At 71.3% G+C, this 18,809-nt stretch carries 18 protein-coding genes; 9 read left to right on the top strand and 9 right to left on the bottom strand.

The window, feature by feature from the left end; translation table 11 throughout:
* Positions 1-23: 23 nt before the first annotated feature.
* From ACIF9R_RS05885 to ACIF9R_RS05875, 3 genes are all read right to left on the bottom strand, one after another.
* Positions 24-230 carry a hypothetical protein gene (locus tag ACIF9R_RS05885; RefSeq protein WP_399974877.1) on the bottom strand — a complete coding sequence of 69 codons (207 nt, stop codon included), beginning with the start codon at positions 228-230 and terminating at the stop codon, positions 24-26.
* Positions 231-405: 175 nt separating this feature from the next.
* Positions 406-522, bottom strand: a complete 117-nt coding sequence (locus tag ACIF9R_RS05880; RefSeq protein ID WP_399974875.1) for an SGM_5486 family transporter-associated protein — start codon at positions 520-522, stop codon at positions 406-408.
* A 129-nt stretch (positions 523-651) separates the two neighbouring features.
* Positions 652-1,989: a CynX/NimT family MFS transporter gene (locus ACIF9R_RS05875; protein ID WP_399974872.1), complete on the bottom strand. Its 1,338-nt coding sequence runs from the start codon at positions 1,987-1,989 to the stop codon at positions 652-654.
* A 73-nt stretch (positions 1,990-2,062) separates the two neighbouring features.
* Here ACIF9R_RS05875 and ACIF9R_RS05870 point away from each other — a divergent pair, with 73 nt between their 5' ends.
* Positions 2,063-2,755: a FadR/GntR family transcriptional regulator gene (locus ACIF9R_RS05870; RefSeq protein ID WP_399974869.1), complete on the top strand. Its 693-nt coding sequence runs from the start codon at positions 2,063-2,065 to the stop codon at positions 2,753-2,755.
* Positions 2,756-2,845: 90 nt separating this feature from the next.
* Here the strand turns inward: ACIF9R_RS05870 and fabI are convergent, their stop codons facing one another.
* The gene (gene fabI / locus ACIF9R_RS05865) at positions 2,846-3,613 is read right to left on the bottom strand and encodes an enoyl-ACP reductase FabI (RefSeq protein WP_399974868.1); all 768 of its coding nucleotides are present in this window, start codon (positions 3,611-3,613) and stop codon (positions 2,846-2,848) included.
* 6 nt (positions 3,614-3,619) lie between these two features.
* Positions 3,620-4,324 (bottom strand): 3-oxoacyl-[acyl-carrier-protein] reductase, encoded by a 705-nt coding sequence (fabG, locus tag ACIF9R_RS05860; protein WP_399974865.1) that lies wholly within the window; start codon positions 4,322-4,324, stop codon positions 3,620-3,622.
* A 371-nt stretch (positions 4,325-4,695) separates the two neighbouring features.
* Here fabG and ACIF9R_RS05855 point away from each other — a divergent pair, with 371 nt between their 5' ends.
* From ACIF9R_RS05855 to tyrS, 3 genes are all read left to right on the top strand, one after another.
* Positions 4,696-6,219: a TldD/PmbA family protein gene (locus ACIF9R_RS05855; RefSeq protein WP_399974862.1), complete on the top strand. Its 1,524-nt coding sequence runs from the start codon at positions 4,696-4,698 to the stop codon at positions 6,217-6,219.
* A gap of 82 nt (positions 6,220-6,301) precedes the next feature.
* A complete protein-coding gene (locus ACIF9R_RS05850; RefSeq protein ID WP_399974859.1) occupies positions 6,302-7,696 on the top strand; it encodes a metallopeptidase TldD-related protein in 1,395 nt (464 codons plus the stop codon).
* Positions 7,697-7,762: 66 nt separating this feature from the next.
* The gene (tyrS, locus tag ACIF9R_RS05845; RefSeq protein ID WP_399974857.1) at positions 7,763-9,031 is read left to right on the top strand and encodes a tyrosine--tRNA ligase; all 1,269 of its coding nucleotides are present in this window, start codon (positions 7,763-7,765) and stop codon (positions 9,029-9,031) included.
* Positions 9,032-9,105: 74 nt separating this feature from the next.
* On the opposite strand, the gene ACIF9R_RS05840 is transcribed toward tyrS, so the two are convergent.
* On the bottom strand, positions 9,106-9,390 hold the full coding sequence (locus ACIF9R_RS05840) for a GlsB/YeaQ/YmgE family stress response membrane protein (RefSeq protein WP_399974855.1): 285 nt from the start codon (positions 9,388-9,390) through the stop codon (positions 9,106-9,108).
* Between the two features lie 243 nt (positions 9,391-9,633).
* On the opposite strand from ACIF9R_RS05840, the gene ACIF9R_RS05835 reads away from it, so the two are divergent.
* A complete protein-coding gene (locus tag ACIF9R_RS05835) occupies positions 9,634-10,029 on the top strand; it encodes a DUF3099 domain-containing protein (RefSeq protein WP_399974852.1) in 396 nt (131 codons plus the stop codon).
* Between the two features lie 246 nt (positions 10,030-10,275).
* Positions 10,276-10,500 carry a hypothetical protein gene (locus ACIF9R_RS05830; RefSeq protein ID WP_399974957.1) on the top strand — a complete coding sequence of 75 codons (225 nt, stop codon included), beginning with the start codon at positions 10,276-10,278 and terminating at the stop codon, positions 10,498-10,500.
* 5 nt (positions 10,501-10,505) lie between these two features.
* On the opposite strand, the gene moaA is transcribed toward ACIF9R_RS05830, so the two are convergent.
* The 3 genes from moaA to ACIF9R_RS05815 form a co-directional block, all read right to left on the bottom strand.
* Positions 10,506-11,495, bottom strand: a complete 990-nt coding sequence (moaA, locus tag ACIF9R_RS05825; protein ID WP_399974849.1) for a GTP 3',8-cyclase MoaA — start codon at positions 11,493-11,495, stop codon at positions 10,506-10,508.
* 158 nt (positions 11,496-11,653) lie between these two features.
* On the bottom strand, positions 11,654-13,282 hold the full coding sequence (locus ACIF9R_RS05820) for a cation acetate symporter (protein WP_399974846.1): 1,629 nt from the start codon (positions 13,280-13,282) through the stop codon (positions 11,654-11,656).
* On the bottom strand, positions 13,279-13,635 hold the full coding sequence (locus ACIF9R_RS05815; protein ID WP_399974844.1) for a DUF485 domain-containing protein: 357 nt from the start codon (positions 13,633-13,635) through the stop codon (positions 13,279-13,281). The genes ACIF9R_RS05820 and ACIF9R_RS05815 overlap by 4 nt, the downstream gene beginning before the upstream one ends.
* Positions 13,636-13,909: 274 nt before the next feature.
* Here ACIF9R_RS05815 and ACIF9R_RS05810 point away from each other — a divergent pair, with 274 nt between their 5' ends.
* The 3 genes from ACIF9R_RS05810 to ACIF9R_RS05800 all read left to right on the top strand — a co-directional run bounded on the left by ACIF9R_RS05810 (position 13,910) and on the right by ACIF9R_RS05800 (position 18,747).
* Positions 13,910-15,439 carry a S8 family peptidase gene (locus tag ACIF9R_RS05810; RefSeq protein WP_399974842.1) on the top strand — a complete coding sequence of 510 codons (1,530 nt, stop codon included), beginning with the start codon at positions 13,910-13,912 and terminating at the stop codon, positions 15,437-15,439.
* A gap of 55 nt (positions 15,440-15,494) precedes the next feature.
* The gene (locus ACIF9R_RS05805; RefSeq protein ID WP_399974839.1) at positions 15,495-17,042 is read left to right on the top strand and encodes a S8 family peptidase; all 1,548 of its coding nucleotides are present in this window, start codon (positions 15,495-15,497) and stop codon (positions 17,040-17,042) included.
* A gap of 124 nt (positions 17,043-17,166) precedes the next feature.
* Entirely contained in the window at positions 17,167-18,747 is a 1,581-nt protein-coding gene (locus ACIF9R_RS05800; RefSeq protein ID WP_399974837.1) for a CoA transferase, read from the top strand.
* The last annotated feature ends 62 nt before the right edge of the window (positions 18,748-18,809 follow it).

Below are 18,809 nucleotides of genomic sequence, written 5' to 3'. Positions count from 1 at the left end.
TTGACCGGCCCTTCCGAGGCGGTTCAGCGGGCTATGAGCTGCTGCGCGCGCTCGACGAGGTGGGTGATCGTGGGCTCGCCCGCGGCCGCCTGGGCATCGGAGGGGTTGAGGATCAGGGTGAGCAGTGCCACGAAGGCGAGCAGGGGCAGGGCCAGGGCCCACCACGGCAGCCGGGGGTCGACGCCGCCCCGGGGGGCCGGATGGGGCCGGGTGTGCGTGCGCGCCGACATGGGGGCCTCCGCTCTTCGTCCGTCCGTGGCCCGCTCTACGCGGCCACATCTCGAAGGTACGGATCGTGCGGGCCTCAACCCATCCGGTGACCCACCCACTTGACCCTGAGCCTGGCCCCCTAGGGGATAGGGGTGCCAGCACCACCATGGTCCCCGGGCGGGGCGCCGGACGCCGTCACGGGGCGAGGACGGTCGCGATCACGCCGATGAAGAGGAAGATGGCGAAGAAGGCGCCGAGGACGAGCAGCAGCTTCCGCTGGCCGTTCTGCGGGTTCGGGTCGAGGACTGGCATACGGCAAGTCTCGCACCTTCCCCGCCCGCGGCCGGCCCCGGGGTCTCGCGCCGGTGGATGCGACGGCGCGGGCGGCGGCGCACGGGCGCGGGCAGGGGCGCACGCGGAGGCGAGTGCGTCCGCCCCCGCTCAGCCCTGCGCCGCCTCGTCCTCCACCGTGCGGTCGCGGCCCGCCAGGACGCCGGCGATCACCTGCGGGATCATCAGGCCGGCCATCAGGGCGAGCGGCAGCCCCCAGCCGCCGCTGTGCTGGTAGAGCACGCCCACCAGGAGCGGCCCCGGGATGGAGATCAGATAACCGGCGCTCTGCGCGAAGGCGGACAACTGAGCCACGCCCGCGCTGGTCCTGGCCCGCATCCCGACCATGGTGAGCGCCAGCGGAAAGGCACAGCCGGCGATGCCCAGCAGCACGGCCCAGGCCCAGGCACCGGCGGCAGGTGCGAGGTACAGGCCCGCATAGCCGACAAGGCCGCTCACCCCCAGCACGAGCACGATCGGGCCCTGGCGGGGCAGCCGGGTGGCGAGGCGCGGTATGACGAACGCCAGCGGGACGCCCATCACCATGATGACCGCGAGGAGCAGTCCGGCCGTGCCCGCGGGGACGCCCGCGTCCCGGAAGACCTGCGCCATCCACCCCATGGTGATGTAGGCGGCGGTGGCCTGGAGGCCGAAGAAGACGGCCAGCGCCCACGCGGTACGGCTACGGGTGATGCGCAGGCCGGCCCCATCGGCGAGGGCCTGCCCGTCCCGCGTGTGCTCCGCCCCGTCCCGCGCGGGCGCGCGGTCGGCCGACGCCCCACGCCGTTCCCGTACGAAGGGGATCCACGGCAGTACGGCGACGGCCGCCAGGCCCGCCCACACGGCGAGGCCGGACCGCCAGTTCCCGTCCAGCGCACCGGTCACCGGCACGGTCACCGCGGCCGCCGTGGCGGTCCCCAGGGCGAGCGCCATGGAGTACAGGCCGGTCATGGAGCCGACCCGGTCGGGGAACCAGCGCTTGACGATGACCGGCATCAGGACGTTGCTGACGGCGATGCCCATCAGGGCGAGGGCGCTGGCCGCCAGGAAGGCCGCCGTGCCGCCGGCGTACGGGCGTATCAGCAGGCCGGCGCCGATGGCGGCCATTCCGGCGCAGACCACCGCACCCGCCCCGAAGCGGCGGGCCAGGCGGGGCGCGGTGACACCGAAGACCGCGAAGCAGAGCGCGGGCACGGACGTGAGCAGTCCGGCGACGCTGCCGCTCATACCGAGCCCGTCGCGGACTTCCTCCAGCAGCGCGCCGAGGCTGGTGATGGCGGGACGGAGGTTCACCGCGGCGAGCACGATGCCGGCGACGATCAGCCGCTTCCGCCATGCCGGCGCGGCGGCGCCCCCGGCGGGCTTGCGCGCCTCGGACGCGCCCGGCGGGTGTGCGGTCGTGGACGGGGGCGTCGTCCGGGTTTCCTCACGAGCCATGGGGCCCATCATAGAATCATGGGATGATTGGCTGTCCATGGCGGAAAGGGAACCGTGCCGGGACCCAATCGTGCGAAGGTGTGTCATGCCTCTGATCCATCCGCGCCGTTCGGCGCTGTCCGAGCAGGTCATCACCGCTCTGCGGGCGCAGATCACCTCGGGTGAGTGGCCGGTCGGCACGCGCATCCCCACGGAGCCGGAGCTGGTCGAGCAGCTGGGGGTGGCCCGCAACACGGTCCGCGAGGCCGTCCGCGCGCTGGCCCACAACGGGCTGCTGGACATCCGTCAGGGCTCGGGCACGTACGTGGTGGCCACGAGCGAGCTGGCGGGCGTGATGCACCGCCGTTTCGCCGACGCCGACCCCCGGCACATCGCCGAACTGCGTTCGACCCTGGAGTCGGCCGCCGCGCGGATGGCCGCCGAGCGGCGCACGGAGAAGGACCTCAAGCAGATCGACACCCTGCTGCTGCGCCGGGAGGAGACCTGGGAGGCGGGGGACGCCGAGGCGTTCGTGGCGGCGGACGCCACGTTCCACCTGGCCGTCGTGGCCGCCGCGCACAACGACGTGATGACCACGATGTACGCGGACCTGAGCGAGGTGCTGCGGGACTGGCTGCGCGGCGACGTGGGCGGGGACATGTCCTCCGAGGCGCGCATGGACCACGGGCGGCTGGTGGACGCGATCCGCGCCGGTGACGCGGCGACGGCGGCCGAGGAGGCCGCCGCCCACCCGCTCGTGTGCCGTCCGGGCCGGTTCGGTCCGCCGGCCGAGGGCTGACCGCTCGCTCCGGACGCTCCCGGGCGGCCGCACGCTCATGCCGGAGGGCCCGTGCCCCTTCCGGGACGCGGGCCCTCGTGAGGCGTACGGTCAGGCGCCGACGGCGTGCAGACCGCCGTCCACGTGGACGATCTCACCCGTGGTCTTCGGGAACCAGTCGCTCAGCAGGGCGACGACACCACGGCCGGCCGGCTCCGGGTCCGTCAGGTCCCACTCCAGCGGGGAACGGTTGTCCCACACCGAGGCCAGCTCGCCGAAGCCCGGGATGGACTTGGCCGCCATGGAACCGAGCGGGCCCGCGGAGACGAGGTTGCAGCGGATGTTCTGCTTGCCCAGGTCACGCGCCATGTAGCGGCTGGTCGCCTCCAGGGCGGCCTTGGCCGGGCCCATCCAGTCGTACTGCGGCCAGGCGTACTGCGCGTCGAAGGTGAGGCCGACGACCGAGCCGCCGTTCTGCATCAGCGGCAGGCAGGCCATGGTCAGCGACTTCAGGGAGAACGCCGAGACGTGCATGGCCGTGGCGACCGACTCGAACGGCGTGTTGAGGAAGTTGCCGCCGAGCGCGTCCTGCGGCGCGAAGCCGATGGAGTGCACGACGCCGTCGAGGCCGCCCAGCTCCTCGCCGACGACGTCGGCCAGGCGGCCCAGGTGCTCGTCGTTGGTGACGTCGAGCTCGATGACCTTGGCCGGCGCGGGCAGCTTCTTGGCGATGCGCTCGGTCAGAGTGGGCCGGGGGAACGCGGTGAGGATGACCTCGGCGCCCTGCTCCTGGGCCAGCTTGGCGGTGTGGAAGGCGATGGACGCCTCCGTCAGCACACCGGTGATCAGGACGCGCTTGCCCTCAAGAATTCCGCTCATGGTGTTTCAGTGACCCATTCCCAGTCCGCCGTCAACGGGAATGACGGCTCCAGTGATGTACGAGGCCTCGTCCGAGGCCAGGAACCGCACGGTCGCGGCGATCTCCTCGGGCCGCGCGTACCGGGCGAGCGGCACCTGCGCGAGGATCTTCGTCTGCTGCTCCTCGCTGAGCTCCCGGGTCATGTCGGTGTCGACGAAGCCGGGCGCGACGACATTGAAGGTGATGTTGCGCGAACCCAGCTCACGGGCGAGGGAGCGCGCGAAACCGACCAGGCCGGCCTTGGAGGCGGCGTAGTTCGCCTGCCCCGCGGAGCCGAGCAGGCCGACCACCGAGGAGATCAGGACGACGCGGCCCTTCTTGGCGCGCAGCATGCCCCGGTTGGCACGTTTGACGACCCGGAAGGTGCCGGTGAGGTTGGTCTCGACGACCGAGGTGAAGTCCTCCTCGGACATGCGCATCAGCAGCTGGTCCTTGGTGATGCCCGCGTTGGCGATCAGGATCTCGACGGGCCCGTGGGCCTCCTCGATCTCCTTGTAGGCCTGCTCCACCTGCTCGGTGTCGGTGATGTCGCATCTGACGGCGAGGAAGCCCTCGGGCGGCTCCCCCGAGCGGTACGTGATGGCGACCTTGTCGCCGGTGTCGGCGAACGCGCGGGCGATGGCGAGGCCGATGCCCCGGTTGCCTCCGGTGACGAGAACCGAGCGGCTCAACGGATCACCCTTTCGATAGCGGTTCTTCCCGCCCGAACGCCCGGACGACGGGCGGCGAGGGCAGGCGGCTTCACCGAAAACCTATCGGTCCGCACCCGTCGCGGGACATTGGGGCACCGACAGTGCCTCCCGTGGCCTCCTGTCGGGTTCCTACAGTTCAGCCGTCCCGTCAGTCCGTCATACCCGGCGCGTGAGCCGAGGGCCCTTCGGCGCGTCGCGAGATTGCGCCTCCACCGTCCCGGCCGGCATGCGATGCGGCGCGGAGGCTCCTGGCGTCTTCGTCCGACCGTTCACGCAGGGTGTGTTCGGACAAGTCGTGGTTCACTGCCTCCGACGGTCCGTCAGCGAGCGCCCGAAGGGAATTCCCACTCGTGCCCCATGAAGTCGATCAGTCGTTCCTGGCACTACCTCTGCGCCCCCTCGCCGACGCCGCGCTGGCCCGTGCGCGGGCGCTCGGGGCGGAACACGCGGACTTTCGCCTGGAGCGGGTGCGCAATGCGTCCTGGCGGTTCCGGGACGCCAAGCCTGCCGGGTCGTCGGACACCACCGACCTCGGGTACGCGGTGCGCGTGGTGCACGGCGGGACCTGGGGGTTCGCGTCCGGGGTTGATCTGACCCCCGACGCTGCCGCCAAGGTCGCCTCGCAGGCCGTGGCGATGGCGAAGCTGTCCGCGCAGGTGATCCGGGCGGCGGGGTCGGACGAGAGGGTGGAGCTGGCCGATGAGCCGGTGCACTCCGAGAAGACATGGGTGTCGTCGTACGAGGTCGATCCGTTCACCGTGCCCGACACGGAGAAGGCCGAGCTGCTGGCCGAGTGGAGCGCGCGACTGCTGGCGGCGAGCGGGGTGGACCATGTCGACGCCTCGCTGCTGACCGTGCACGAGAACAAGTTCTACGCGGACACCGCCGGGACCGTGACGACTCAGCAGCGGGTGCGGCTGCATCCGGCGTTCACGGCCGTGTCCGTCGACGACTCCAGCGGGGAGTTCGACTCGATGCGGACCATCGCGCCGCCGGTCGGCCGCGGCTGGGAGTATCTGACGGGCACCGGCTGGGACTGGGACGACGAACTGGAGCGGATCCCGGAACTGCTGGCCGAGAAGATGCGGGCGCCGAGCGTCGAGGCGGGACTGTACGACCTGGTGGTGGACCCCTCCAACCTGTGGCTGACCATCCACGAGTCCATCGGGCACGCCACCGAGCTGGACCGGGCGCTCGGCTACGAGGCGGCATACGCGGGGACGTCGTTCGCCACCTTCGACCAGCTGGGCAAGCTCAGGTACGGCTCCGAGCTGATGAACGTCACCGGCGACCGCACCGCCGAGCACGGGCTGGCGACCGTCGGCTACGACGACGAGGGCGTCGAGGCGCAGACCTGGGACCTGGTGAGGGACGGCACGCTGGTCGGCTACCAGCTGGACCGGCGGATCGCGCGGCTGACCGGCTTCGAGCGGTCGAACGGGTGCGCGTTCGCGGACTCCCCCGGCCATGTGCCGGTGCAGCGCATGGCCAATGTGTCACTGCGGCCGGACCCGGCCGGGATGTCGACGGAGGACCTGATCGGGGGCGTCGACCGGGGCATCTACGTGGTCGGTGACCGGTCGTGGTCGATCGACATGCAGCGGTACAACTTCCAGTTCACCGGGCAGCGCTTCTACCGGATCGAGAACGGGCGGCTGGCGGGGCAACTGCGGGACGTCGCGTACCAGGCCACGACCACGGACTTCTGGGGTTCCATGGCGGCGGTCGGCGGCCCCCAGACATATGTCCTGGGCGGCGCCTTCAACTGCGGCAAGGCCCAGCCGGGGCAGGTCGCGGCGGTCTCGCACGGCTGCCCGTCCGCCCTCTTCAAGGGAGTCAACATCCTCAATACGACGCAGGAGGCCGGGCGATGAGCGTCAGCACCGGGACCGGCTGGGGGTCCGGGGGTCGTCCCCCGGGAAAGCACAGCCTCAATACGACCCAGGAGGCCGGGCGATGAGCGCGCGTTCCAGCAAGCCGCACGAGATCGTCGAGCGCGCGCTCGAACTGTCCCGGGCCGACGGCTGTGTCGTGATCGCCGACGAGGAGTCCACCGCCAATCTGCGCTGGGCGGGCAACGCGCTCACCACGAACGGGGTCACGCGCGGGCGCACGCTCACCGTGATCGCCACGGTGGACGGCGCGCAGGGCACGGCCTCCGGGGTGGTGTCCCGGTCGGCGGTGACGGTCGACGAGCTGGAGCCCCTGGTGCGGGCTGCCGAAGCCGCCGCGCGGGGCGCGGGGCCTGCCGAAGACGCGCAGCCGCTGGTCACGGGGGTGGAGCCGTCACCCGACTTCGGCGAGGCACCGGCGGAGACCTCCTCCGCCGTGTTCGCCGACTTCGCTCCGGCGCTCGGCGAGGCGTTCGCCCGCGCGCAAACCGGCGGCCGGGAGCTGTACGGCTTCGCCAACCACGAGCTGGTCTCCAGTTATCTCGGCACGTCGGCGGGGCTGCGCCTGCGGCACGACCAGCCGAACGGCACGCTGGAGCTGAACGCCAAGTCGCCGGACCGTAAGCGGTCGGCCTGGGCGGGGCGGTCCACACGGGACTTCAAGGACGTCGACCCGGCGGAACTCGACGCCGAGCTGGCCGTACGCCTGGGCTGGGCCGAGCGCCGTATCGAGCTGCCCGCGGGCCGGTACGAGACGCTGCTGCCGCCGACCGCGGTGGCGGACCTGCTGATCTACCAGCTGTGGTCGGCCTCCGGGCGGGACGCGGCCGAGGGGCGCACCGTGTTCTCGAAGCCGGGCGGCGGCACCCGGGTCGGCGAGAGGCTGACCGACCTGCCGCTGACCCTGCGCAGCGACCCGGACGAGCCGGGTCTGCAGTCGGCTCCGTTCGTGATCGCGCACTCCTCCGGGGGCGACCAGTCGGTGTTCGACAACGGGCTGCCGCTGACGGCCACGGAGTGGATCCGCGCGGGTGAGCTGAACCGGCTGACGACGAGCAGGCACAGCGCGGGTCTGACCGGGCTGCCGACGGCGCCCGCGATCGACAACCTGATCCTGGACGGGGGCGAGGACCGTTCGCTGGAGGAGATGGTCGCGGCCACCGGGCGTGGGCTGCTGCTGACCTGCCTGTGGTACATCCGCGAGGTCGACCCGGCGACACTGCTGCTCACGGGGCTCACCCGGGACGGGGTCTACCTCGTCGAGAACGGCGAGGTCATCGGGGAGGTCAACAACTTCCGGTTCAACGAGTCGCCGGTGGACCTGCTGGGCCGGGCGAGCGAGGCGGGCCGGACCGAGAAGACGCTGCCCAGGGAGTGGGGCGACTGGTTCACCCGGGCCGCGATGCCCGCGCTGCGCATCCCCGATTTCCATATGAGCTCTGTCAGCCAGGGCGTATAACCTCGTAGGCGTTCGCTCCCGGCCCTCACCCGGCCGGCCGAAGATCATCAAGGAGACACGAGAACCGTGACGGACATCGTCGACGAGCTGAAGTGGCGTGGCGTGATCGCCCTGTCCACTGACGAGGACGCATTGCGCAAGGCGCTCGCGGACGGTCCCGTCACGTTCTATTGCGGTTTCGACCCGACCGCGGCCAGCCTGCACGTCGGCCACCTGGTCCAGGTCCTCACCATGCGCCGCCTCCAGCGGGCGGGCCTGCGCCCGCTGGCGCTGGTGGGTGGCGCGACGGGTCAGATCGGCGACCCGCGGCCGACGGCCGAGCGCACCCTGAACGACCCGGAGACGGTCGCGAACTGGGTGAATAGGCTGCGCGCGCAGATCGAGCCCTTCCTGTCCTTCGAGGGTGACAACGCCGCGACGCTGGTGAACAACCTCGACTGGACGGCCGGCCTGTCGGCCATCGAGTTCCTGCGGGACATCGGCAAGCACTTCCGGGTCAACAAGATGCTGACGAAGGAGTCGGTCGCGCGGCGTCTGGAGTCCGCCGAGGGCATCAGTTACACGGAGTTCAGCTACCAGCTGCTGCAGGGCATGGACTTCCTGGAGCTCTACCGGCGCCACGGCTGCACGCTCCAGCAGGGCGGCAGCGACCAGTGGGGCAACCTCACGGCGGGCCTGGACCTGATTCACCGGCTGGAGCCGCACGCCGGCGTGCACGCGCTGGCGACCCCGCTGATGACCAAGGCGGACGGCACCAAGTTCGGCAAGACCGAGGGCGGCGCGGTCTGGCTCGACCCGGAGATGACGACGCCGTACGCGTTCTACCAGTTCTGGCTGAACGCGGACGACCGGGACATCTCGTCCTACATGCGGATCCTGTCCTTCAGGTCCCGCGAGGAGCTGGAGGAGCTGGAGGAGCAGACGCGGGAGCGTCCGCAGGCCCGGGCGGCGCAGCGGGCGCTGGCGGAGGAGCTGACGACGCTGGTGCACGGGGCGGACCAGACGGCCGCCGTGATCGCCGCGTCGAAGGCCCTGTTCGGCCAGGGCGAGCTGGCGGAGCTGGACGACCGGACGCTGGCGGCGGCGCTCGCGGAGGTGCCGCACGCCAAGGTGTCCGGGCTCGGAGCGGTGGTCGACCTGTTCGCCGAGGTCGGCCTGGTGCCGAGCAAGTCGGCCGCGCGGCGCACGGTGAAGGAGGGCGGTGCCTACGTGAACAACGTCAAGGTGACCGCCGAGGACGCCGTGCCCGCCCCGGAGGACCTGCTGCACGGGCGCTGGCTGGTGCTGCGCCGGGGCAAGAAGAACCTGGCGGCGGTCGAGGTCACGGCCGGCTGAGCCGACGGCTCGCGAGAGGGACGGTTTCCGGCGGGCGCCGGGGGCCGTCCCTCACTCCGTCGTGCGGCGGCGGATCAGGCCCGCTCGCTCCGTTCCTTGTTGCGCTTCATCGTGGTGTACAGCATGTCCACGAAGAAGACGATCACGAGCGCCGCGATCAGCTGGAAGATGTGCCGGCTCCAGTCGATGCCGCTGGTCGCCTCCACGCCGAAGCCGCGTGCCAGGGCGTTGCCCGCGACGGCGCCGACCATTCCGCAGATGGTGGCCAGCCACAGCGGGATGTGCTGCTTGCCGGGGATCAGCGCCTTGGCGATCAGACCGAGCACGAACCCTACGATGATCGCCCACAACCAGCCCATGGGATGCCTCCTTGTACGGCTCGACGCGAGCATTGCGGCCAGTGTCGGCCCAGCGGCGGTACGCCGCATGTCGGGCGCGTCGTACGTGCGACGGCGCAGGCCGTGCGGCCGGGGTGGGGTCCGACCCGGGCTCGTGACCCGTGCGGGGGCGGCGTACCGTGGACGTGTCCGGGCCCGGGTCGGCCGATCCGGGCGCGGGACAGGCAGGGCGGAAGGTCCGATGCGGGCGGATGGTGGAATGTGATGCGGAAGCCGCGTGGCGGCGGCGCCCAGGTGTTCCGGATCACCGGCGCCCGGACGAGCCTCCAGGAGGACGTGCGCGGGCGGCAGCGCCGGTATGTGATCTCGATGCTCGTCCGTACGATCTCGGTCATCCTCGCGACGACGCTGTGGAACGTGGAGCGGCATGTCGCGATCGTGGCGCTGGTGCTCGGCGCGGTCCTGCCGTACATCGCTGTCGTGATCGCCAACGCCGGGCGCGAGAACACGCCGTCACTGCCGTCGACCTTCGTGACGACACCGATGAAGCCAATGATCGCGCCGCCGCGGACGAATGGCGGTTCCGCGGAATCCGATACGGAAGATGTGCCGTCGGAGCCCGCGCCGGGCGAACGAACGGAGCGGCCCGAGCGGTCGTGAAGATCGGGGTGTGAGGGGGAACCGCGGTGAGCGGAAGACACTTCCGAGCCAAGCTCAAGAAATGCTCAGATCAATCATGTGCGTACGGTGCCGGGGGCGGGGTGACCCGTGACATACTTCGTACGCGCTCCGCATCCCCCGTCGGAGCGACTGACCGACGCCGGGCAGCTCCCCCCGTGGCTGCTCGGCGTCGCCTTTTCCCGGTGTCCCTGCGGTGCCGCCGACCGGGTTAGGGTCGGCGGTGTGATGGTCCCTGATCCCGAGACGCCGGTCTGTTCCGCCAAGGGTTGCCGTACCGCCGCCGTGTGGGTGCTGGCCTGGAACAACCCCAAGCTGCACGCTCCCGAGCGCCGTAAGACGTGGCTCGCCTGTGAGGAGCACCGCGAACATCTGTCCCAGTTCCTCGGGGTGCGAGGATTCCTGAAGGACGTCGTCCGGTTCGAGGAGTGGCAGGCGCCGGAGGGAGCCTAGTCTCCTCAGCCGCCGATGGCGGACATCGGCCGGTCCGGCTGGACGAAGGTCGGGTCGTCCAGGCCGGCGCCCGCCTTCTTGCCCCACATGGCCAGCTTCCAGATGCGGGCGATCTCCTCGTCGGAGGCGTCCGAGCGCAGGGCGGCGCGCAGGTCCGTCTCCTCGGTGGCGAACAGGCAGGTGCGCACCTGCCCGTCGGCGGTGAGGCGGGTGCGGTCGCAGGCGGCGCAGAAGGGGCGGGTGACGGAGCCGATGACGCCGACGCGATGCGGGCCGCCGTCGACCAGCCAGCGCTCGGCCGGTGCGGAGCCGCGCGCCTGGTCCCCCTCGGGGGTCAGCTCGAAGCGGGTGCGCAGGGAGGCGAGGATGTCCCCGGCGGTGATCATGCCGTCGCGCTTCCAGCCGTGCTGGGCGTCCAGGGGCATCTGTTCGATGAAGCGCAGCTCGTAGTCGTGCTCCACCGCCCAGGCCAGGAGGTCGGGGGCCTCGTCGTCGTTGAGCCCCGGCATCAGGACCGTGTTGACCTTCACCGGGGTCAGACCGGCCTCACGGGCCGCGTACAGGCCGTCGAGGACGTCGCGGTGGCGGTCGCGGCGGGTGAGGGTCTTGAAGACGTCGGGGCGGAGCGTGTCGAGGGAGACGTTGACCCGGTCCAGGCCCGCCTCCCGCAGGGCGGTCGCGGTGCGCCGCAGCCCGATGCCGTTGGTGGTGAGGGACATCTGCGGCCGGGGCTCCAGGGCGGCGACCCGCTCGACGATACCGACAAGACCGGGCCTGAGCAGGGGCTCGCCACCGGTGAAGCGGACTTCCTCGATGCCCAGGGAGGTGACGGCGATGTCGATGAGGCGGACGATCTCGTCGTCGGTGAGCAGGTCGGGCTTGGCCAGCCACTGCAACCCTTCCTCGGGCATGCAGTAGGTGCAGCGCAGATTGCACCGGTCGGTCAGCGAGACCCTCAGGTCGGTCGCCACTCGGCCGTAGGTGTCAATGAGCACGTGGCCCCCTCCCTCGACGCGGATCGCTCCTGACTCGCACCCGCGAGCCTACGTGACGCCACCGACAACCCGCAGCGACCCGTGCGTCGGAATACGCGGCGGCCGCGTCGCAGGGACCCGGTGAGGTCCTGTGACGCGGCCGCCGTGCGAGGTGTGGATCAGTGGGCGCCGGTGCCGGTGAGGGACCGGACCTCCAGCTCCGCGAACTTCTTGACGTCCGGCTCCTCCTTGGACAGGACGGTGCCGAGCCAGCCCATCAGGAAGCCGAACGGGATGGAGATGAGGCCCGGATTCTGCAGCGGGAACCAGGAGAAGTCGACGCTCGGGAACATCGACGACGCAGAGCCGGAGACCACGGGCGAGAACAGCACCAGGCCGACGGCGACGATGAGGCCGCCGTAGATCGACCACAGGGCGCCCTGAGTGGTGAACCGCTTCCAGAAGAGGCTGTAGAGGATGGTCGGCAGGTTGGCGGACGCGGCGACCGCGAAGGCCAGTGCGACCAGTCCGGCCACGTTCAGGTCGCGGGCGAGAGCGCCGAGGGCGATGGAGACGACGCCGATGAGGACGGTCGCCACGCGGGCCGCCTTCATCTCCTCCTTCTCCGTGGCCTGCCCCTTGCGGATCACGTTGGCGTAGATGTCGTGCGCGAAGGAGGACGACGAGGCGAGGGTGAGTCCGGCGACCACGGCGAGGATCGTCGCGAAGGCGACCGCGGAGATGGTGGCGAGCAGGATCGCACCGAAGGCCGAGTCGACGCCGCCCACGTGCAGCGCGAGCAGCGGCGCCGCCGTGTTGCCCGACGGGTTGGAGGCGATGATCTCCTCCGGCGAGATCAGTGCGGCGGCGCCGAAGCCGAGGGCGATGGTCATCAGGTAGAAGCCGCCGATGATGCCGATGGCCCAGTTGACGGACTTACGGGCGGCCTTGGCGTTGGGCACCGTGTAGAAGCGGATCAGGATGTGCGGCAGACCGGCGGTGCCGAGCACCAGGGCGATGCCCAGGGAGATGAAGTCCAGCTTGGTCATGCTGTCGACGCCGTACTTCAGACCGGGCTCCAGGAAGGCCTCGCCCTTGCCGCTGTTCTCGGCGGCGGTGCCCAGCAGGTCGGAGATGTTGAAGTTGAACTTCAGCAGCACCAGGAACGTAATGAGGATCGTGCCGCCGATGAGCAGCACGGCCTTGACCATCTGGACCCAGGTGGTGCCCTTCATACCGCCGATGGAGACGTACACGATCATCAGAACACCGACGAGGGCGACGATGAGGATCTTGCCCGCGTCCGAGGTGATGCCGAGCAGCAGCGAGACGAGGACGCCCGCGCCCGCCATCTGGGCCAGCAGGTAGAAGATCGACACGACGATGGTGGAGGTGCCGGCGGCGGTACGCACGGGGCGCTGGCGCATGCGGTAGGCGAGGACGTCGCCCATCGTGTAGCGGCCGGAGTTCCGCAGCGGCTCGGCGACCAGGAGGAGGGCGACCAGCCAGGCGACCAGGAAGCCGATGGAGTAGAGGAAGCCGTCGTAGCCGAAGAGGGCGATGGCGCCGGCGATGCCGAGGAAGGACGCGGCCGACATGTAGTCGCCGGAGACCGCAAGTCCGTTCTGGAAGGCGCTGAACTGGCGTCCGCCGGCGTAGAAGTCGGCGGCGTTCTTGGTCTGCCGGCCCGCCCAGACGGTGATGCCGAGGGTCGCGAGGACGAACAGCGTGAACAGGGCGATGATCAGAGGGCGGTGCTGGCTCGCCTCGTTCGCGGCGAGGGTGACGTGGGTGATCGAGGGGCTCATGCGCCACCCTCCATACGGTTCTTGATGGCCTCGGCCTTGGGGTCGAGCTTGGCTGCGGCATGCCGGGAGTACCACCACGCGATGAGGAACGTGGTGGCGAACTGGAGCAGGCCGAAGACGAAGGCGACGTTGATGTTGCCGAACAACTTGGCGCCCATGAAGCCGCCCGCGTAGTTGGACAGCAGGACGTACAGCAGGTACCAGATGATGAAGGCGATGGTCAGCGGGAAGGCGAAGGAGCGGTGGGAGCGGCGCAGTTCACCGAACTCCGCACTCTCCTGCACCTCGGTGAACTCCTCGGGTGTGGGGAGTTTGTACTGATCTGTCGCGGGGGGCGGTGCTTCGGCGGCCACGGAGTCTCCTCGCGTTGCGGTTCTTTTCGGGCGGGGACGAAAGGCGAGTGTCGAGTGTCCTCGGCCTTCCTGCACAAGGGCACGGCGCCACGCGAGGACCGGTTCAACGGTCGGCACTTCTTTTCCCCGGCCGTTTCGCGAAGCCGTTTCCGGCAAATGATTGCTGGCCAGCGGGCGCGCGGGATAGCTTCACCCTGGCACCACCCGTCATGTACCTGCCCGAGCACCACCCGTGTCTCGGGCCGGTTTCTTTTCCGGATGATGTGGAGATCCCATGGCTCATCTGCGTTCCAGACGCCGGCTCGCCCTTGCCGTGCCCGTCGTGCTGTCCCTGACCGCCTCGCTCGGCTTCCTGCCGGCGGCGGCCTCGGCGGCCCCGCGGGCGGTGTCGGCCGAGCAGGCGACGGACGCGCCCGCCCTGGCGTACGTCGTCAACACCAAGGCGGACCGCCGCACGATCGCCTCGGTGAAGCGGGCGATCGCCGCGGCCGACGGGACCGTCGTGGTCACGTACGAGAAGATCGGTGTGATCGTCGTGCACTCGGCGAACCCGGACTTCGGCAAGGAGATCCGTACGGCGCGCGGCGTGCAGTCGGCCGGCGCCACCCGGACCGCGCCGCTGACCCGCGCCGGGACGACGGACGTCGGGGCAGCCGACTACGTGACGGCCGCCGAGGCCGCGCGGACGAAGGCCGTCTCCGCGGAGACTCCCGGGAGCGAGCCGCTCGAGGCCGACCAGTGGGACCTGCGGGCGATCGGTGCCGACGAGGCCGCGAAGATCAACCCGGGCAGCAGCCGGGTGACCGTCGCGGTGATCGACACCGGCGTCGACGACACCCACCCGGATCTCGCCCCGAACTTCTCCGCCTCCCAGTCGGCCAACTGTGTGGGCGGCACGGCGGACACCAGCGAGGGGGCCTGGCGGCCGTACACGGACGACGACTACCACGGCACCCATGTGGCCGGTGAGATCGCCGCGGCCCGCAACGGCATCGGTGTCGCCGGTGTCGCGCCGGGCGTGAAGGTGGCCGGCATCAAGGTCAGCGACCCGGACAACGGCCTGTTCTACCCGGAGAACGTCGTCTGCGCGTTCGTGTTCGCCGCCGACCACGGCGTGGAGATCACGAACAACAGCTACTACGTGGACCCGTGGCTGTACAACTGCATGGACGACCCGGACCAGAAGGCGATCGTCGACGCGGTCAACCGGGCCCAGTTGTACGCGCAGCGCAAGGGCACCCTGCACCTCGCGTCGGCCGGCAACTCCAACCACGACCTGGCCTCGGACGCGATCGACGACGCGTCGAGCCCGAACGACACCACGCCGGTCGAGCGCACCATCGACCCGAGCGAGTGCTACGACCTGCCGACCCAGCTGCCGGGCGTGGTCACGGTCAGCGCGACGGGGGTGCAGAACCTCAAGTCGTACTACTCCACGTACGGCCACGGTGTCGTGGACGTCGCCGCGCCGGGCGGCGACCGCCGCTACCAGCTTCCGGACACGCCGTCGAAGGACGGCCGCATCCTGTCCACGATGCCGAACGGCCAGTACGCCTTCCTGCAGGGCACGTCGATGGCCTCACCGCACGCCGCCGGTGTCGCCGCGCTGCTGAAGTCCAAGCACCCGTGGGCCACTCCGGCGATGCTGCAGACGCTGCTCAAGGTCCAGGCGAACAACCCCGGCTGCCCGGAGTCGTACGACCAGGACGGTGACGGCACCCAGGACGCGACATGCGAGGGCGGGGACCGGGTCAACGGTTTCTACGGGTTCGGCATCGTCGACGCGCTGCGCGCCGTCAAGTGAGCCCGTGGCCCGGCACGTCCCGTACGCCCGCAACAGTGAACGAACTGGAGACTTCATGACAGCGTCTCACCCGCGCCACCGCCGCGCGCTCGCCGTCCCGGCCGGAATGGCCATGGCGACCGCGCTGGCGTTCCTGCCGAACACCGCGGCCACCGCGGCCACCGCCGCCCCTGCCGACGCACGGCCGGCCGCGGTCACCGCCGACGCCGACGCGGACGCGCTCAGCTATGTGGTCAACGTCCGCGGCGGACACGGCGCCCCGGCGCATGTGCGGAAGGCGATCGCCGAGGCCGGCGGCACGATCGTGACGTCGTACGACAGGATCGGCGTCATCGTCGTCCACTCCTCGAACGCCGACTTCGCCAAGACCCTTCGCACGGTGCGCGGCGTGGAGTCGGCCGGTGCCACCCGCAATGCGCCGCTGCCGTCGGCGGCCACCACGGACACGGTCACCCCGAAGGTGCTCAGTGCCTCCGAGGTGGCCGAGGCGCAGGCGGAGGCCGCGGACGGGCAGGACCCGCTCCAGGGGCTGCAGTGGGACCTGCCCGCCATCAAGGCGGACAAGGCCCACGAGAAGTCGCTGGGCAGCCCGAGGGTGACCGTCGCCGTCATCGACACCGGTGTGGACGACACCCACCCGGACATCGCGCCCAACTTCGACCGGGCCGCGTCGGTCAACTGTGTGACGGGCAAGCCGGACACCAGCGACGGCGCCTGGCGGCCGGGCGCGCAGGAGAGCCCGCACGGCACGCATGTCGCCGGTGAGATCGCCGCCGCCAAGAACGGTGTCGGCATGACCGGTGTCGCACCCGGGGTGAAGGTCTCCGGCATCAAGGTGTCCAACCCCGACGGCTACTTCTACACCGAGGCCGTGGTGTGCGGCTTCATGTGGGCGGCCGAGCACGGGGTCGACGTCACCAACAACAGTTATTACACCGACCCCTGGTACTTCAACTGCAAGGACGACCCGGACCAGAAGGCGCTCCTCGAGGCCGTCACGCGGGCCACGCGGTACGCGGAGCGCAGGGGCGCGGTCAACGTGGCCGCGGCCGGCAACGAGAACTACGACCTCGCCGCCGACGAGATCACCGACCCGGTCTCCCCCAACGACGGCACCCCGTCGGACCGGGTGATCGACCCGGCCGAGTGCCTCGACATCCCGACCCAGCTGCCGGGTGTGGTGACGGTCGCGTCGACCGGCGCCAAGGGTCTGAAGTCGTCGTTCTCCAACTACGGCCGGGGTGTCATCGACATCGCCGCGCCCGGTGGCGACTCGACGGCCTATCAGACGCCCGCACCGCCGGCCACCAGCGGTCTGATCCTGGGCCCGCTGCCCGGCGGCAGGTGGGGCTACATGGCGGGTACGTCGATGGCGTCCCCGCATGTCGCGGGTGTCGCCGCGCTGATCAAGTCGACGCATCCGTACGCCCCGCCGGCGCTGGTGAAGGCCCTGCTGTACGCGCAGGCCGACGCCACCGCGTGCACGGACCCGTACGACATCAACGGCGACGGCAAGATCGACGCGGTGTGCGAGGGCCCGAAGAACCGCAACGGCTTCTACGGCTGGGGCACCACCGACGCGCTGGACGCGGTGACGCGGTAGTCCCGCGGGAGGGGTGAGAGCGAGGGGCCGGGCGGACACGCCCGGCCCCTCCGCCGTCCGGGGACACCGCCGTACCGGTCGGGGCGCCGCCGTATCGGAGCGGTCGGTCCCGCATAGTGCGGTCATGACTGAAATCGCGTCCGTCTGGTCTTCCCTGGGCGGCGATCCCGCCCTCCTCAGCCGCGTGTCGGCCGTCGAACGGACCGGTGTGCTGCCCGCCCGGCTGCCGGTACGGGAACTGGCGCGCGCCTGTGTGGGCGCCTGCGCGCTGGCCGCCGCCGAACTCGGAGCGCGGCGGGCTGGCGGCGAGGTGCCGGCGGTACGGGTGGACGACGGGGCGGTGGCGACGGCGTTCGTCAGCGAGCGGCATCTGCGGACCGGCGGGCGGGCGGCGGAGAGCTTCGCGCCGCTGTCACGTTTCTGGCGTACGGCCGACGGGTGGGTGCGCACGCACGCCAACTATCCGCACCACCGGGCCCGGCTGCTCGCCGCGCTGGGTGTGGCGGACGACCCGGACGCGGTGGCGGCGGCGTTCGCGGAGCGGTCCGCGCGGGAGGCCGAGGAGACGGTGTACGCGGCGGGCGGCCTCGCCGTCGCCCTGCGCACGCCCGGGGAGTGGGCGGCGCACGAACAGGCCGCGGCGTTGCGGTCCCGCCCCCTGGTGGAGCTCGCGCGGCTGGACGCGTCCCCCGCGCGGGCGCTCACGCGGGTGGGCCGGGATCCGCTGCTGCCTGCCGCCGGACTGCGGGTGCTGGACCTCACCCGGGTCGTCGCGGGCCCGGTCGCCACCCGCACGCTCACCCTGCTCGGCGCGGACGTGCTGCGCGTGGACGCCCCGTGGTTGCCGGAACTCCCGGACCAGCACGCGGACACCGGGTTCGGGAAGCGGTCGGCGCTGCTGGACCTGGGAGCCGGCCGGGACATCCTCGAGGAGCTGCTGGCCACGGCGGACGTGGTGGTCACCGGGTATCGTCCGGGCGCGCTGGACCGCTTCGGGCTGACCCCGCGGGTGCTCGCCGCGCGGCGGCCCGGGGTGGTGGTGGCCGAGCTGTCGGCGTGGGGCGCGTACGGGCCCTGGGACGGGCGGCGCGGATTCGACAGCCTGGTGCAGGTGGCCACGGGGATCGCCGCGGTCGAGGGGGCGGAGGGGCGGCCGGGCGCGCTGCCGGCCCAGGCCCTCGACCACGGCACGGGGTATCTGCTGGCGGCCGGGGTGCTGCGGGCGCTCACCGGGCAGGCGGACGAGGGCGGGAGCAGGCTCGTACGGGTGGCCCTGGCGCGGACGGCGGGATGGCTGCTGGAGGGGGCAGGAGACGCGGCCGGGCGGACCGCCGACGAGGTGGCTCCCGGGCCCTTCGAAAGGCCCGGACACGCGGACGGGCGGATCGCCGGTGGAACGGCGCCCGGGGCGACCGACGAGACCGGGCTCGCGGCCGCGCGGGCCGCGGGCGAAAGCATGCCCGGGCCGGCCGACGGAACCGAGCACGTGGCCGAACCCACCGCCGGTGGAACGGCGCCCGGGGCGAGGGACGAAGCCGGGTACGTGGCCGTGGGTGAAGTGGATCCCGGGCCGTGGCTGGCGGAGGCGGACAGTCCACTGGGCAGGCTGCGGTACGCCCTGCCGCCGGTGACGTTCGCCGGTGGTCCGCGTGACTGGGCCCGGCCGCCGGGGAGTTGGGGATCCGACCCGGCACGCTGGGACTGATCGGAACCGGCCCGCGCCGACGAGCGGACAATATGCGCGATTCGCCCGGGACTTGCCCCTAT

Source organism: Streptomyces sp. NPDC086080 (genome assembly GCF_044540255.1).
Lineage (GTDB): Bacteria > Actinomycetota > Actinomycetes > Streptomycetales > Streptomycetaceae > Streptomyces.
This window is presented reverse-complemented; position numbering and strand designations above follow the sequence as displayed.